Raw genomic sequence first — 14,559 nt, 5'->3', positions numbered from 1 at the left:
GGCAGATAGAATAAATAGCCACTTTCCAGTGCTCCCCAGCCGGCAAATTGGTATTTCAGCACCAGGTCGTTTTCATACCCCAGGTTTCTGTCATCCGGAGTGGCCGGGTTGGTCTGTGCCAATTGAAAGTAATGACCGGCATTTCGCAGGCTGGTGTTCTTCGTGAATTTGTAATCGAGGAAGAAATAATAATCAACCAAGCCACCTTCCTTGGTGTGCGAATCAAAACTTCGGAAATAGTCCATTCCCCCAAAAAAGCGATGGCGTGCACCATAGAGGACATCAAACAGATGATCGGTTTGCTGACTGCTACCGGCTTTGCTGTTTCCCGAAAGGTAACTGAGTCCAATCCCCGGCGATAATTTTCCCAGTTTGTATTTAGATTCGACATCAACCAAAACGGCACTTACGTTGTTCCCTGATCGGTTTTTCCCGAACTGGTAATAGATATTTCCTGAGAAGCTTAAATCACCCTTTTTATAAGTTGAATATACTCCGGTCGTTTGACGAAAGTAAAGCGTGTTGTCGGTTTCAGATTTAGTTACACCCGAAGCCACATGAGAAAGGGACAAATCCCAATTTTCGGACAGGCTGCTTTTGGCCCAGATATAACTTAGTGACTTGATACGCGTGGGGTCGTAATAGTTGTCAGACGTATTTTCGCCCGTGGAGTTCCAGCAAGTTCCCAGGTGGAAGGCACGATTTTCAGCCTGCCATTTATAAACGATGGCATCGTAGGCTATTCCGTTCTGGTTCCAATTACGGGCTCCTAAAATTCGTTGGTTGTCATAAACCAGTTGCTGGCGGCCCACCGAAAGCCAACCTGTGGCACCTGTCTTAATCTCAACAAAAGCTTCGAAAAGGTCAAGCGACGCGTTGTCGCCCAATACGCCGGTGGAGCTGGCCAGTTGTTCGTCGCCCCACACCCTGACATCTTGTGGCGTAAACTTCACTTTCAGCCCTTCCGTTTCGTAACTGAACGACAGGCGTGTCCGTTGCGAAATAAAAACGGCGGGCGTAGCTCCATAGGCTGCCAGCTTACGGTAGCCATCGCGCAGTTCAAAACGATTTCGAAACTGTGCATCAATTTGAAATTGAGCAAAAAGAGGTGCTGAAAACGTCATGCCAATGAGCAGGAAACAAGCTGTTCGTATCGCATGCTTTTGTTTTTTACCGAGTAGCTTGGTGTTTTCTTTCAGGGTACGTTTTCGTATCATGGTAATTTGTTGATTGTTCCATGACAAAACTACCAGCTTGCAAGAACTACCGGAACAGCCTTAAAGCCTAAACTCGGCTTACGTAATTTTGCGTAGCCGAATGAGCAAAAGAACTACCGAACATTAAAGTACCCGGATTTTATCGCATAAAGAACCAAGGCCACCGTATTTCTCGATTGGGTTTTATCCAATAAATTCTGCCGATGCTTTTCAACGGTTCGTTTGCTAATTTGAAGCGCTTTGGCTATTTCAGTATTGGAAAGCCCACGGCATATCAAACCCAGAATCTCCATTTCCCTGTCGGTGATCACCAGATTGTCTTTTGCTCTCTCCTGCTTATTGAGGTGCCTGACCAACAGTTGAATAATTTCCTGAGAGAAATAATTCTTGCCGCCCGCAACCTCTTCAATGGCTCTCTTTACGGTGGCGAATTTTGAATTCTTCAGCAGAAAACCATCAGCGCCTGACTCAATCATACTGGTATAGTAATTTTCGTCCGAATACATGGAAAGCGCAATAATTTTCAAATCCGGATCAACTTCCCTGGCCAGCTTGGCTGCTTCTATTCCGTTCATTAACGGCATTTCAATATCGAGCAGAACAAGATCCACCGGATGCTGACGAAGACTTTCAATAAATAGCTGGCCATTCTCAGCCTCATAAATTTCCTCAATCAAGTCCCACTCGGATAATAAAAATTTTAACCCTTCACGAAACAAATCATGGTCATCGACCAAAAAAAGCTTGAGTTTTTTCATTCAACCGGAATTTTTAAAGTGATGATGAAACCACTTTCGGGCGAGGTATTAATTTGATATTGGCCTTTCAGTAGTTTAATTCTTGAGAAAATATTTTCCAGCCCCATCCCCGGAATCACCTTGTCTTGCAGGCGATTATCCAGATCAAATCCGGAACCGTCATCTTTGTAGGTCAATAAAATAAGCTGCTGTTCTTCCATGATATCGACCCGGATGTAGCCGGGGTCAGCGTGCGTGACGCTGTTGTGGATCAACTCACAGACAATTCGGTAAACATTGATCTCCAGGTTTCGGTGAAACCGACGTTCATTGATATTCGAATTGATCTCAAACTGAATCTGCGTTCCGTCCAAAAGTGGATCGGTAGTTGCCTTAATTGCCTTAATTAAACCGTAGTTTTCAAGGATATGCGGACTTAAAAGGTTGGATATTTCTTTCAGAGAAGTAATCGCTTCATCGGTTGCCAGGCACGAACGTTCAATAATTCGTCTGTTCGGTCGTTCCATGCCATCTAGTTCAATCGCGCTCAAAGACATTTTGATGGATGACAAAACAGGCCCCAGGCCATCGTGTAGTTCCCGGGCAAAGGACTGACGGGCTTTGTCCTCTGCTTCAATCACTGCTGCAAGTGTTTTTTTCTCATTGTCAAGACGTAGCTGTTCAATATGATCCTGAAGATTGAATATTTTTTTGATGAAAATAACCCCGATTAATATCAATACAGAAATGAGGACCCCGATCCAACTGTTGATTTCTTCTTGTTGAAATAGTTTCGATTCCCAAAAAAGGCTCGAAAAGTCGAACAAGCGCCGGATTGCCATCAACACAAAGCCCGATGAGATTAATATCCATGAGACGTTGTACCGCGTCCGGCGAATTAAGCTGATGGCATAAACGGTCGCTCCTAACTGAAAGAGCATGGAAAGATACAGCGCAATTTTCAACATGTCTAAAAAATTAAGTGATCAGGCCAAAGTGCAAATTTAGGATTTAAAAAACTACATCGTGGAAACGCGGGCCCACAAGCGTTCGTGCAGGTAATAAAGTAACGTTTGTATTGACTGGAACACGACTGTTATGTATAGTGATTGACTTACGTTCTTTGTGATTAACAGTGTGATGACCATCATCGAGATAATACAAATGACCCGGTATGAAATTGCTTTTAAAACGCTTCGTTTTCTTGATTCCATGATTTCTCAGGTTTACTTAATGTGTCTGACAAATATAGGAAATAAGAAAAGTATAACAGACTAAAGAGCCAGGCATATCACAGGAACCACTTAAATGAAAATAAGTGGAGGTGAGTATCTTTTTATATTTTATACTACATTTACCAAGAAATACTAAACTAAAAAATTGAGCGGATGAAAAAAGCATTACTTCTATTTTTTGTACTGGCGTTTATTCATGCAGAGGCGCAAATTCAACGTGGAATTGAGAAATCAGATATCAGACGAGGTTTTTACGCCGACTTTTCAGCGGGAACATCCACTCCAACAGGCAATTACAAGTCATATTCCCAAGTGAAAACCAATGCTGATGGTCAAGTCCTATTCGGCGCCACGGAAGAAATTGCCGGAAAGATACAATTCAACATTGATGCGGGATATCAGTTTGGCGCGTTTGGAATGGGGCTGAGCCTGGGAACTTTAAAACATGAAATATCAGACGTGAGTTTTCAGAGTGATTTATTGAACCTGGATTTTCCATTACACACAAGAGGAGGCGAACTTGATGGCACTTATTATGGTATTGGACCAGAATACACGTTGCCCTTCGGGAAATTTTCTACCAAAGCCAGTACGCGAATTGGCTTAGTCGATTTTTCAGCATCAACTTTTACAGGGAGCTACAATGGAGATGATGTCGATGTTCCCGTTGAATTAATGCAGACAGATTTGGGCAGCGATGAAAAAACTTCGCTCGCTTACTCTTCTGTGGGACTTCAGCTTTCGTATGCCATTTCCAAGCAGATCAGCTTGTTTGCAAAAACCGATTATGCATTTGCAATTGGCGATGGCTTGCAAGTCGCCGATGCAGGAATCATCCCCAATGATATTGATGGTGATAAGATGATTACCGCTTTTGATGTTCAGTATCCTGAAGAAGGAATTCCGTTTGAAAACATTCGAACCGTCAAACCCCGTATGATGAACGTAGGTGTGGGGCTGACGTGGCATTTTAGCACAGCACAAAGCCAGACGAAGAAAGTCTCCGTAAGAGGTTGGGATACAAAGCATAAATCGCAATTTAATGCTCCTCTGAGCGATAATTATTCGCAAGATGATGAACTACAACGAAAACTTCCCATTAGAGAAGGCGGAAGAACAGTTGAAGCCGGAAATATACCCGAATCACAACAAGCATTTGATGACGTCACTTGGAGCACGACCTTAAGTGACAATACAGAAATGCCACCTAGAGACATAGATAAACCATTTTTAATGACAAAAGATGAATTGGTTGACGTAATTGCCAATGAGGCAAAGCTAACCAAGGTTGATGCCGGTAATGCTTTAAATGCCTTATATAAGAGCTTATCAACATTGCTCAATAATGAAGAAAGCATACAATTAATTCATTTTGAAGAGAATAAAAACACTTCCGAAGCAAGTGATGAAAGAGTGGCCGATTTGAAAAAACTGGCCGATGAATTGGTCAATCTCGTGGCTGATGAGGCAAAATTAACCAAAGCTGATGCCGGAAATGCCTTAAATTCATTTTTAAGTAACCTAGATAAAACATTGAAAGAGAATAATTTGGTTTCTCCTGAATCAAACTCAAAATTAATTGTTCCGGTGGCGCTTAACAAAGGGTTGCGTTTTGAGATTGATAAAGACCTTAGCGGCAACGGACTCACCTATACTGTACTGAGTGTTAAGGCTGATGACAAAGACTTGGACAGCGACGGATATGCTGATGTAGCAAGAGGAATTGAAAAATCGGATATAAGACGAGGAATGGTTATTGCAAAACCATCTCCCTCACGAGTTGCTGCAAACAATCCAAATACTGAAGAAACAACAAAAAGATTAGCCACTGGAGACCTTAAAAGCTTGTATCCTCCTGAAAACAAAAAAAAATCCTCAAGTTATTTTAAAAAAATCGACGATATAGAATATTTTGTGTGGGAGTATATTGGAAAAGAGATTCCTAATGCCAACTATATTATTGAATTAACAAAAATTGGAGACAATGGCCAGGCGCAACAAATATTTATTGGCCAAATTGCTGAAAATGCTGATAAAAACCAGCCAAATGGTAAAGAAATAAATAGTGCCAATAAAAAAGTCGCCAAATTTAAAGCGGGAAAAACATTGGCGGATGTTGTAAAAAGAACCGGCAATCCTAATCAGGGAGATGAAGAAACTATGACAGATGATGGCTTGTACACTTGGAAGGTAATAGAAACGACCACCGGAATCTCTTCTGAACCCAGTTTTTTCACAGTTTCCAAAAAATTCAGCGACGTGCATGGTTATAATGAAAATTCGGCGATGCTGGTTGTAAAAATCGATCAAACCTTGCTGAGAAATACGAACACAGTCATAACTTCAGAAAATAAAGAGTTGCTGGATAAAAGGCACGATCGAATGGGAATCAGGGCTTTACGTATCCACGATTATCGACATGGCATCAGAGCCAGACACCACGATGAACGAATTAAAACGGCACGCAGTAACGATGCACGAATAAAAACATTGCGATCCAACGATGAAAGAATAAAATCTGCACGGACCAATGATGCAAGGATTAAAACAGCGCGTACGAACGATGCAAGAATTAAGGACGCCCGCGTAAGCGCAAGAGCAGATAAAAGACATGATGATGCGTTGAGAGCGAATTCTAACTTTAGCGACCAGCCCATTGAAATAATCACCGACGAAAATTTCAAAGTGCCACCGCAAACGAACATCGACACCAAATACCTTCGCATCAAAAATCAGCAGTCTGTTCAAATTGACAAAGGCCCGCTTCAGTTGATCGCTCCATTGCTGTCGGCTCAAAACAATGACAAATCGGTTACTTATTCCTGGATAATAACCAACAAGGACGAAAACACGACAAATTCGTTCAATGGTAGTTCAATCGTTCACGACTTCAGCCTGACAGGAACATACGAGATTGAAATTACACCTGCGCTCAATGGTCAAAAACGAAAACCTTACCGGGTAATTTTTGTCGTAAAATAAGCAGCAGATTCTATGAAGTTGATTGCAGGCTTTGCCTTTTTTTTACTTTTCTACCCTGTGCTATCCGGGCAAGTGCAAAATCCGAGACACCCGGCTGAATGGGAAGAAGTGAGTGCTGTGGTAATGGAATTCCGCTATTTTAAGAATCCCGGAGTGAGTTGGGACGAAGCTTTTGATCCGTTTGTAAAAACAGCACAAGCCTGCATTAAAGAAGGCATTGACTTTTATATCTTAAATCCAGATACAAATTGGAGCAGAAATCCAGTGCCAGTCTGTCTTGATACGGTTTTCAGCAACCGGAACATCTCTTCACTGTTGATTCATATCGTTCCAACAGATACACTTTCAGCCTCCTTCCCATGGGCCAGGGATCATGGAATGTATTTGGTTTACCAGAATGATGTTGAGCAGCGTTTTTTGCTGAATTTTGAGGACGACCACTCCGGTAAGTTTATCGCAGATCACTTGGGTATTCCTGCTGTTACCATAGATGCACCGTTTAGTGAACCCTATTACAGTGATGGGGGAAACTTCATGACCGATGGCCATGGTACTTTTAATATTGCAGCCAGCTATACCGCAAAAGAAATTCCGACAGGATTACAAACTGATTTCTCTTATTTTCACAGGCATTTTGATATCAGACAGACCCTGAATCTGCCAAGTTCCTTTGTCCATGTTGATTATTTCATGAAACTGATCGATGAAGCCACAGCCCTGATCGCTTACATTCCAAATAATAACTACGATGTATTGATCGATGAGTTTTACGACGACCAATACTATATCGACCAGGCTGTCATTACCGTTTCGCAACAGCTGCATACTTTCAACGGACAAGCAATCAGATTTGTCCCCATACAAAATGCGCCAACAACTTATGATGAAAAGACCGGTATTGTTTTACACACTTCGAAGGCAACTTATATCAATTCGCTTATTCTGAATAAAACGGTGTTGGTTCCGCAATACCGGATCGAACCGTTTGATAAACTGGCAATCGCCGCTTACAAGAAAGCGTTGCCCGGCTACAACATTGTTGGAGTCGATTGCAGGCAATACGCTCACCTTTCGGGGGCAATTCACTGCTTAACCCATGAGATTTATGCTGAAACCCCAATCTATTTGAAACATCAATGGTACGAGGGAGATATAAGCCATGCCCCCAATGGCTATCCTGTAAGCGTCATGGCAAAGTCAGTTGTTGGGATTCGTCAAGCTGTTTTACACTGGAGAACCAATAAAGACGAGCCCTTCGCAACCAAAGTGATGAAATCAATGCCCAGCAATCATTTTCAAGCGATTATTCCTTCCTGCGAAAATGGAACAACCATTGAATACTATCTGCAAGTGGAAAATAATATGGGCAAGGTGGTACACAAACCGGTGGTTGCTCCAGCACATTTTTATTCGTTCGCAATCAAAGAGTAAGTTTTACTTTTGTCCAGTTACAATATATTGGCTTATACGGAACTAAGTTTTCAAGGAGCCTGCGGGACACCAAAACCAGTTTTTCAGCTCTTTATCGCCCATCGGTGAATGTTGTAATCTTTCGTGTGAATACTCTTTTTTCCAACTGCAATACCAAAAATTCCCAGTTGTAGGATGTCAGGAATTGCCTGCTTGCCCGACTGTTTTCATGAATCACAAAAAGATGAAAGCATGAAGAAGATGAATACAGTAGCAATTTTATTGTTGGGATTATTGGTAACGATCCTCATCCAGGCCAATCCATTTCAAAATGACTCCGAAGTCCAAAATGAAACCGGAATCGCTTTCCACCAGGGAAGTTGGGATGAAGCCTTGCAACGGGCAAAAGAAGAAGACAAACCCATCTTTCTGGATATTTCGGCCAGTTGGTGTGGCCCCTGCAAACTGCTAAAAGCAAAAACTTTTCCCAATGCCGAAGTGGGCGAATTCTACAACACCAACTTCATCAACGTGGCAGTGGATGGTGAAAAAGGCGAAGGCATTGAGCTGGCCCAAAAGTACCGGATCAAAGGTTATCCAAGCCTGATTTTTCTGGACAGCAAAGGCCAGATGATCGCTCAAACTGCCGGTTACCGGAACCCAAAACAGTTGATCGAAATAGGGGAACAAATACTGAATAAATAAGCCATGAAAACACAAGGGGCAGCAACTATTGAGGGATCTCAAAGCCGAAGGGTTCGAACAGCAGTGTTGGTTTTGGCATTTTTTTGGATGATGGCTGCCCCTGTTTTATTGCAAGCGCAAACCTGTTGTTCAGGAGGAGTTCCACTTGGAGGTAGTTTAGGATTGGGCGCGGCCGAAAACCAGGCCCTGCAGATTTTGGTCACCTATGATTACAATGCGTTGAATGATTTGGTCGACATCTCGGAACAACTCAACGACCAAACCCGCAGCCGGATTACCCACTCATCCATTATTGAAGTGAATTACGGGCTAACCGACCGCTTTTCGCTCACGGGTGTGTTGCCATTTATCCGGCAGGAAAGAAACATCCAGGCTTTTGGCGGAACCGAAGACTTTACGGCAGCGCAAGGACTGGGCGATGTGGTTTTACTGGCCAAGTACCGTCTGATCAATCCGGAAAAACTGTCCGATATTGACTGGGTGGTTGGTGCCGGTCCAAAAATACCAACAGCAAGAACTGATTTTACAAACAACCAGGGCTTGGTCATGGCTGCCGATATGCAACCCGGATCCGGCTCGCTGGATGGCATTTTCTGGAGCTCGTTTCAGAAAAATCGTTTTTTGAAAAATCCCAATCTCGGGCTGGTAGCGGTTACAACTTTTCGGTATTCGGGGAAAAACAGAAACTACAACGACACCCAAACTTATCAGTTTGGCAATGAATTTCAATTCAACCTGGGCTTGAATTACAGCCTGTTTATCAAACGCCCGGTCGATGTCTTCACCTTTTTCCGCTACCGGAAACAAACGGAAGATTTGATTGATGGCGGGGTTTTCCCCTCTTCGGGCGGGCAGTGGGTTTATGCCATTCCGGGAGTCAACATCCGTTTGTCCCCCGATTTGTCGCTCAGGCTTTCCGGCGATATTCCGCTTTACCGAAAACTGGACGGCACACAACTTACCACCTCTTATAAGTTAACAGCAGCAGTACTTTTCAACCTGCCGCTGAAGAAAAAGTCAATGTTTACCAATTAAAAAAGAAACAGATGAAAACAATAGTGATTTATTTATTGACCGTTGCCTTTTTGGCAACAGCTTGCGGCGAAGATGAAATGAGTGCAGGGAACAATCCTCCGGGATCAGCAGATTCGGGCGAGTGGTTGATTCCTAAAAATGAAGTGCGCGATGGCGGGCCGGGACGAGACGGTATTCCGGCGCTTTCGGCTCCCCAATTCATTACGGCACAAGAAGCCACTTTTTTAACCGACAACGACCTGGTATTGGGTTTTGCCGATGGCAGCGATGTGCGTGCCTATCCCCACGACATTCTCGATTGGCACGAAATTATTAACGACGAAACAGCCAACCATTCCATTGCGGTCATCTATTGTCCGCTCACCGGAACGGGTATTGGCTGGGACCGGAACGTTGCCGGAACAAAAACCACCTTTGGAGTTTCCGGTCTGCTGTACAATTCCAACATCATCCCTTACGACCGTTCAACCAATAGCAATTGGTCGCAACTTTTGCTAAAATCGGTGAACGGTGAGCTGATTGGGACTTCAGCAAATACTTACAACCTGGTTGAAACAAGCTGGAAAACCTGGAAACAACTGTACCCTTCAACCAAAGTGGTTTCAACAAATACCGGGCACAACCGGAACTATGGCAACTATCCCTACGGAAACTACAAAACATCCAATAACCTGCTCTTTCCGGTAAGCCGTACCGATGGGCGCCTTGATCCCAAAGAACGGGTGCTGGGAGTCGTGATTGGCGAGAAGGCCAAAGCCTATCGGTTTGAAAATTTTCCCGACCAACTGGAAGTCATCAACGACACATTTGAAGGCACCCAACTGGTGGTGGCCGGCAGTAAAAGCAACAATCTGATGGTCGCCTTCGATCGAAAACTTCCGGATGGTACAGTACTCGAATTTCAAGCGTTGCAAGCGAGTGGAAACGGCATTTTGCAAGACAATGAAGGCAACACATGGGATGTGTTCGGTCGTGCAGTCAGCGGTCCGCGAACCGGACAAACACTAACACCCGTGCCTCAAATGATGGGCTATTGGTTTTCTTTTGCCACTTTTTATCCGGATATCTCCATCGAATAATCGCTTGAACCATGAACTATTTTCGAAGAAAACCGGTGACCATCCTGATTTTGATACTCATTGTACAGACGATTGATGTGGCAGGCAGGAACAAAACCAGCAAAAAGGAGGTCTTATTCAAAATTGAACGAAGCCGCGATGCCGATGAAATTTACTACGAAGTGCGGGTCACGGAAGATGGCCATTTGGATCAGAAAAACCCCATCGACATTTACTGGATCAGGCACACCAAAAACGGAGCGGTCGAACCTCTGACAAGAATTCAGCGAAAACTTTCCTACGGGCTGAATTTTCTGGACATTACGAATGATCAGGCCCACTTCCGCTTTGCCGCCTTTTCAAAAGTAATGACGCTCCAAAAAACCGCTGATGGACGCTACCATGTGTTCACCCGGGTGAATGGACAAAATGCGGAAGTTGAACGGATCTTTATTCAATTTGACGGAGGCAGCTTCCTGCTACCGAAAATCTCACGGGTGGAGCTGCATGTATTCAGTGCAGAAACCAATAAACACTATGCTGAATTGATCCATCCCTAAAATAAATCGCAAAAAATTTGTCAGGTTTTTGGTCTTCATCCGACTGTAACACAAATCTCATTCGGAAGAGATGCTTTTTAGTCACCTAAAAATTTAAACAATGAAGCGATTTACCTCATGGCTAAGCCTGCTGGTTTTCTCATTTTTTCTAGTCAGTTGCGAATACAATAATGAAGAAGAATTGTATGGAAATGCTGAATGCGACACCAGCAACGTAACCTACGCTCAAACCGTCAAGCCCATTCTCACAGCCAGTTGTTACAGCTGCCATTCGGTCAGCAATGCCAACACCTTTGGATCGGGGATCAACCTGGAAACATACAGCGAACTGATGATTCAGATCAACAACGGGAAGTTGGTCGGCGCAATTAGTCATTCACCGGGTTTCACGCCCATGCCCCAGGTTGGTGCCAAACTGGATGACTGTTCCATCGAAAAAATAAAAGCCTGGATTAACGAAGGAGCTGCAAACAACTAAGGTCACGGACCTATTTGATATTTTCGGTTTCGCTTCTATCACAAATTGTTAAAGACTCGAAACATGACAATGAATGATTCGCACTACTTAAATAAAAACCACATGAAGAAAATAATCCTTTACATGATTTTCCTGGTTCCTTTTGCTTCGACGGGGCAAGACCTGGATGAGTTACTGGACGCAGAAACATCAGTAGGAAAAATCTACGAAAGTGCCGCATTCAAGGCCACCCGCGTCATTAATGGTCACTCGGTGGAGCAAATGAAAGCCAAACACCTTGATTTCCGTATTTCGCACCGGTTTGGAGAACTGAATGGCGGCGCTTACGAATTCTTTGGTCTCGATCAGGCCACCATCCACCTCAGCCTCGAATACGGCTTGAAGGATTGGTTAATGGTTGGCGTGGGCCGCAGCAACCTGCTGAAGACTTATGACGGCTTTGTCAAGTTAAAACTCTTACGCCAAACAGCCGGATCGAACAGTGTCCCCATCTTTTTGTCGTACATGGGATCGACCGAAATCTTCACAACCAAATGGACAAATCTGGAGCGGGATAATCTGTTCTCATCCAGGCTGACTTACGTGCACCAGTTACTGATCGCGCGGAAGTTCAACGATCAGTTGAGTCTGCAATTATCGCCAACCCTTGTCCACAAAAATCTGACTCCAACAACCCGGGACGACAATGATTTATATGCTTTGGGAGCCAGCGGACGCTACAAAATCTCTAACCGGGTGGCCATCAATGCCGAATATTTTTACGCGTTCCGTTCCGATGATGCTTCTGTCGATTATCCAAACTCACTTTCGTTTGGCGTTGATATTGAAACCGGAGGGCACGTTTTTCAGTTGATGCTCACCAACTCGCTGGCCATGCGCGAAGGCGGTTTTATTTGGGGGCAAGACAACCACAACTGGGATGATGGCGGAATCCATTTTGGCTTCAACGTTTCCAGGGTGTTCTCTTTTGACAAAAAGAACCGCAGCTATTAATTTTAAAACTCATGAAATATGAAGACGCTAGTATTTTCTATTTTTTTGACCCTATTTGCAACTGGATTATTCGGACAAGAAATATATTTTACCAAAACAGGAACGGTTATTTTCGATTCGTCGACCCCGCTGGAAACAATCCATGCTGAAAACAATCAAGTTACCTCATTTTTGAAAACCACCAACGGGGAGCTGAACTTTGCAGCTCTGATGAAATCATTTAAGTTTAAAAATGCCCTCATGGAGGAACATTTCAACGAGAATTTTATTGAATCATCGAAATACCCAAAAGCCGTGTTCAAAGGCCAAATCCAGAACTGGTCAGCCATTGACCTGTCCAAAGAAGAAGCACACGAAGCCAACGTTGAAGGAGAACTCACCTTACACGGCGTGACCAAGAAAATCAGTACAAAGGCAGTCCTGCATCCCCAAAACGGCAAAATTGCCGGAACCTGCGACTTTGTTGTATCAGCCGAAGATTTTGATATTAAAATTCCGGCCCTGGTCCGCGACAAGATCGCCAAAGAAGTGAAGGTAACAGTGAATGTGAATTACGAACCTTACAACAGATAATCATGAAACCTGCTTATAAAATTAGTTTGATACTGATCGTGCTGGCGATTGTTGCGGGAGCAGGAGCGTACTGGTACGTATTTTTGAAACCACACGAAAACCTGGAGAACACGAAGCCGGAATTTAAACTCAGTTCAACGCAACTTTTCAACGATTATACGGAAGATGAAACAGCCGCCAATGCCAAGTATTCGGGTAAAGTTGTTGAAGTGAGCGGAGAGGTTGTTGCTGTACAAACAGGCGAACAAGGCACCGCAATCATCCTGGAAGACGAGCTTTTTGGTGTCAGCGTCTACCTCGACAGCAGTTTTGTCGCAGCCAATCAACAACTAACAAACCAGACAGCAGCCGGAGAAACCATCACCATCCGGGGAAAATGCGATGGCATGCTAAACGACGTGGTGATCAGCCGGGCTATTATTATTCAATAATTCATTCGCTCCCACTTTGCCCGCTCAAATTTAATTCGTTGAAACAAAAGTCCTTCGTATTATTCCTTTAAGCTAATTTTATATTTATTTTTGGTACATGAAACGCTTGCAGGAAATAAAAGATAAGTACGTTGAACTTTCAACACTATCATAAACACCCGATCACTCCGGTTTTGTCAGAAGATAAAGCGCACTACTTCGAAGCACTTGAGCAAACAAGACAACAGCAAAACCCGGATGTCTTCCGGAAATTCATGTTCGATGAATCGTTGAAGTACTTCAACCAGGAAATCAGCATGATGACACAGAAACAAGTTCTCAAGAAAAAGCCAGGAAAAGGCTTGACGTTCCTGTACTAAACACTTCTTCTAATAATCACCTGAGCAATACAGAGCGAGGAACGCTCCTCGTTGTATACGAGCAACGTTTCTCGCAACAAAAAGTCCTTATTCCTTTTTCCAAATGTTGAAGTACTCCAGGAGAAACCATGCGGGGAATTATTTTTTCTTACCAACTCCTGTCAGGAATAAGGAAGCTGCCCGACTGTTCTCCTGAATCACTAAAAATTGTAATATCATGAAAACAGTAAAATCAATTTTCGCAAGTTTTATTCTTATCGCACTGGTCAGCGTTTCTGCTTTTGCCGGAACAGGATCAAAAGTTATCGCCGTGGTCAACAAAGCCGAATGGTGTCCGACCTGTCAGAAAAATGGGATGCGCGCCATGGAAACCTTTAAGGCCAATAACGAAGATATGGCCATTCATTTTATCGCCAATGACCTGACTGATGACGAAAGCAAAAAGAAATCAGCAGAAGCATTGGAAGAAGTTGGGCTCGCCAAAGTGATGGCCGAACACAAAGGAACCGGCGTGGTTTATTTTTTTGATGCGGAAAGCAAAGAGTTAATCAACCAGGTTAGCGTTGCCAAACCCAATGAAGAACTGGCCGAAGCAATGAAAACCGCCGAAGAAAAAGCAAACTGAGATTTGTTAAAAGGAGTTTAACCAAGGGCGGAATCAGTAGTTCCGCCTTTTTTATAAAAGATAGTTATGGCAAAAGAAATAACAGTAAGCAACTTCGAGGAAGTGTTGCAATCAGGAAAACCTGTAATGGTAGATTTTTGGGCACAGTGGTGCGGACCTTG

17 protein-coding genes are annotated in these 14,559 nt (G+C 43.6%); 13 read left to right on the top strand and 4 right to left on the bottom strand.

The window, feature by feature from the left end:
* The 4 genes from ABZD21_RS18725 to ABZD21_RS18710 form a co-directional block, all read right to left on the bottom strand.
* On the bottom strand, nucleotides 1-1,217 hold a 1,217-nt coding region (locus ABZD21_RS18725; protein WP_372776658.1), incomplete at its 3' end, for an alginate export family protein.
* A gap of 113 nt (nucleotides 1,218-1,330) precedes the next feature.
* Nucleotides 1,331-1,975, bottom strand: a complete 645-nt coding sequence (locus ABZD21_RS18720) for a response regulator (RefSeq protein WP_372776657.1) — start codon at nucleotides 1,973-1,975, stop codon at nucleotides 1,331-1,333.
* Nucleotides 1,972-2,922 (bottom strand): sensor histidine kinase, encoded by a 951-nt coding sequence (locus ABZD21_RS18715; RefSeq protein ID WP_372776656.1) that lies wholly within the window; start codon nucleotides 2,920-2,922, stop codon nucleotides 1,972-1,974. Before ABZD21_RS18715 ends, ABZD21_RS18720 begins: the two co-directional genes overlap by 4 nt.
* Nucleotides 2,923-2,973: 51 nt before the next feature.
* Nucleotides 2,974-3,168, bottom strand: a complete 195-nt coding sequence (locus ABZD21_RS18710) for a DUF2061 domain-containing protein (protein WP_372776655.1) — start codon at nucleotides 3,166-3,168, stop codon at nucleotides 2,974-2,976.
* A gap of 789 nt (nucleotides 3,169-3,957) precedes the next feature.
* Between ABZD21_RS18710 and ABZD21_RS18705 the strand changes: the two genes are divergently transcribed.
* From ABZD21_RS18705 to ABZD21_RS18645, 13 genes are all read left to right on the top strand, one after another.
* The gene (locus tag ABZD21_RS18705; RefSeq protein ID WP_372776654.1) at nucleotides 3,958-6,171 is read left to right on the top strand and encodes an HU family DNA-binding protein; all 2,214 of its coding nucleotides are present in this window, start codon (nucleotides 3,958-3,960) and stop codon (nucleotides 6,169-6,171) included.
* A gap of 12 nt (nucleotides 6,172-6,183) precedes the next feature.
* Nucleotides 6,184-7,602 carry an agmatine deiminase family protein gene (locus ABZD21_RS18700; RefSeq protein WP_372776653.1) on the top strand — a complete coding sequence of 473 codons (1,419 nt, stop codon included), beginning with the start codon at nucleotides 6,184-6,186 and terminating at the stop codon, nucleotides 7,600-7,602.
* 231 nt (nucleotides 7,603-7,833) lie between these two features.
* Nucleotides 7,834-8,286 (top strand): thioredoxin family protein, encoded by a 453-nt coding sequence (locus ABZD21_RS18695; RefSeq protein ID WP_372776652.1) that lies wholly within the window; start codon nucleotides 7,834-7,836, stop codon nucleotides 8,284-8,286.
* A 3-nt stretch (nucleotides 8,287-8,289) separates the two neighbouring features.
* A complete protein-coding gene (locus tag ABZD21_RS18690; RefSeq protein ID WP_372776651.1) occupies nucleotides 8,290-9,321 on the top strand; it encodes a transporter in 1,032 nt (343 codons plus the stop codon).
* An 11-nt stretch (nucleotides 9,322-9,332) separates the two neighbouring features.
* On the top strand, nucleotides 9,333-10,400 hold the full coding sequence (locus ABZD21_RS18685) for a DUF3179 domain-containing protein (protein WP_372776650.1): 1,068 nt from the start codon (nucleotides 9,333-9,335) through the stop codon (nucleotides 10,398-10,400).
* A gap of 11 nt (nucleotides 10,401-10,411) precedes the next feature.
* Nucleotides 10,412-10,939: a DUF4833 domain-containing protein gene (locus tag ABZD21_RS18680; protein ID WP_372776649.1), complete on the top strand. Its 528-nt coding sequence runs from the start codon at nucleotides 10,412-10,414 to the stop codon at nucleotides 10,937-10,939.
* Nucleotides 10,940-11,039: 100 nt separating this feature from the next.
* Nucleotides 11,040-11,417: a hypothetical protein gene (locus ABZD21_RS18675; RefSeq protein ID WP_372776648.1), complete on the top strand. Its 378-nt coding sequence runs from the start codon at nucleotides 11,040-11,042 to the stop codon at nucleotides 11,415-11,417.
* A gap of 102 nt (nucleotides 11,418-11,519) precedes the next feature.
* Nucleotides 11,520-12,410 carry a DUF5777 family beta-barrel protein gene (locus ABZD21_RS18670; protein ID WP_372776647.1) on the top strand — a complete coding sequence of 297 codons (891 nt, stop codon included), beginning with the start codon at nucleotides 11,520-11,522 and terminating at the stop codon, nucleotides 12,408-12,410.
* Nucleotides 12,411-12,428: 18 nt separating this feature from the next.
* Nucleotides 12,429-12,983, top strand: coding sequence for a YceI family protein (locus tag ABZD21_RS18665; RefSeq protein WP_372776646.1), 555 nt, complete (start codon nucleotides 12,429-12,431; stop codon nucleotides 12,981-12,983).
* Nucleotides 12,984-12,985: 2 nt separating this feature from the next.
* Nucleotides 12,986-13,414 carry a hypothetical protein gene (locus ABZD21_RS18660; protein WP_372776645.1) on the top strand — a complete coding sequence of 143 codons (429 nt, stop codon included), beginning with the start codon at nucleotides 12,986-12,988 and terminating at the stop codon, nucleotides 13,412-13,414.
* Between the two features lie 131 nt (nucleotides 13,415-13,545).
* Nucleotides 13,546-13,773, top strand: a complete 228-nt coding sequence (locus tag ABZD21_RS18655; RefSeq protein ID WP_372776644.1) for a hypothetical protein — start codon at nucleotides 13,546-13,548, stop codon at nucleotides 13,771-13,773.
* A 217-nt stretch (nucleotides 13,774-13,990) separates the two neighbouring features.
* Entirely contained in the window at nucleotides 13,991-14,398 is a 408-nt protein-coding gene (locus ABZD21_RS18650) for a TlpA family protein disulfide reductase (RefSeq protein ID WP_372776643.1), read from the top strand.
* Between the two features lie 66 nt (nucleotides 14,399-14,464).
* The coding region (locus ABZD21_RS18645) for a thioredoxin family protein (protein WP_372776659.1) at nucleotides 14,465-14,559 on the top strand (95 nt) is incomplete at its 3' end.

The sequence above is a fragment of the Mangrovibacterium sp. genome, assembly GCF_041596335.1.
In the GTDB taxonomy this organism is placed as follows: Bacteria; Bacteroidota; Bacteroidia; order Bacteroidales; family Prolixibacteraceae; genus Mangrovibacterium.
The sequence above is the reverse complement of the archived record's forward strand: the minus strand, read 5'-3'. Positions and strand labels throughout refer to the sequence as shown.

Bases quoted from the DNA above. Each gene is read 5' to 3' on its own strand.
- ABZD21_RS18700 (WP_372776653.1), top strand. From the start codon at position 6,184: ATGAAGTTGATTGCAGGCTTTGCCTTTTTTTTACTTTTCTACCCTGTG.
- ABZD21_RS18665 (WP_372776646.1), top strand. From the start codon at position 12,429: ATGAAGACGCTAGTATTTTCTATTTTTTTGACCCTATTTGCAACTGGA.
- ABZD21_RS18680 (WP_372776649.1), top strand. From the start codon at position 10,412: ATGAACTATTTTCGAAGAAAACCGGTGACCATCCTGATTTTGATACTC.
- ABZD21_RS18670 (WP_372776647.1), top strand. From the start codon at position 11,520: ATGAAGAAAATAATCCTTTACATGATTTTCCTGGTTCCTTTTGCTTCG.
- ABZD21_RS18720 (WP_372776657.1), bottom strand. From the start codon at position 1,975: ATGAAAAAACTCAAGCTTTTTTTGGTCGATGACCATGATTTGTTTCGT.
- ABZD21_RS18690 (WP_372776651.1), top strand. From the start codon at position 8,290: ATGAAAACACAAGGGGCAGCAACTATTGAGGGATCTCAAAGCCGAAGG.
- ABZD21_RS18650 (WP_372776643.1), top strand. From the start codon at position 13,991: ATGAAAACAGTAAAATCAATTTTCGCAAGTTTTATTCTTATCGCACTG.
- ABZD21_RS18710 (WP_372776655.1), bottom strand. From the start codon at position 3,168: ATGGAATCAAGAAAACGAAGCGTTTTAAAAGCAATTTCATACCGGGTC.
- ABZD21_RS18685 (WP_372776650.1), top strand. From the start codon at position 9,333: ATGAAAACAATAGTGATTTATTTATTGACCGTTGCCTTTTTGGCAACA.
- ABZD21_RS18675 (WP_372776648.1), top strand. From the start codon at position 11,040: ATGAAGCGATTTACCTCATGGCTAAGCCTGCTGGTTTTCTCATTTTTT.
- ABZD21_RS18695 (WP_372776652.1), top strand. From the start codon at position 7,834: ATGAAGAAGATGAATACAGTAGCAATTTTATTGTTGGGATTATTGGTA.
- ABZD21_RS18660 (WP_372776645.1), top strand. From the start codon at position 12,986: ATGAAACCTGCTTATAAAATTAGTTTGATACTGATCGTGCTGGCGATT.
- ABZD21_RS18715 (WP_372776656.1), bottom strand. From the start codon at position 2,922: ATGTTGAAAATTGCGCTGTATCTTTCCATGCTCTTTCAGTTAGGAGCG.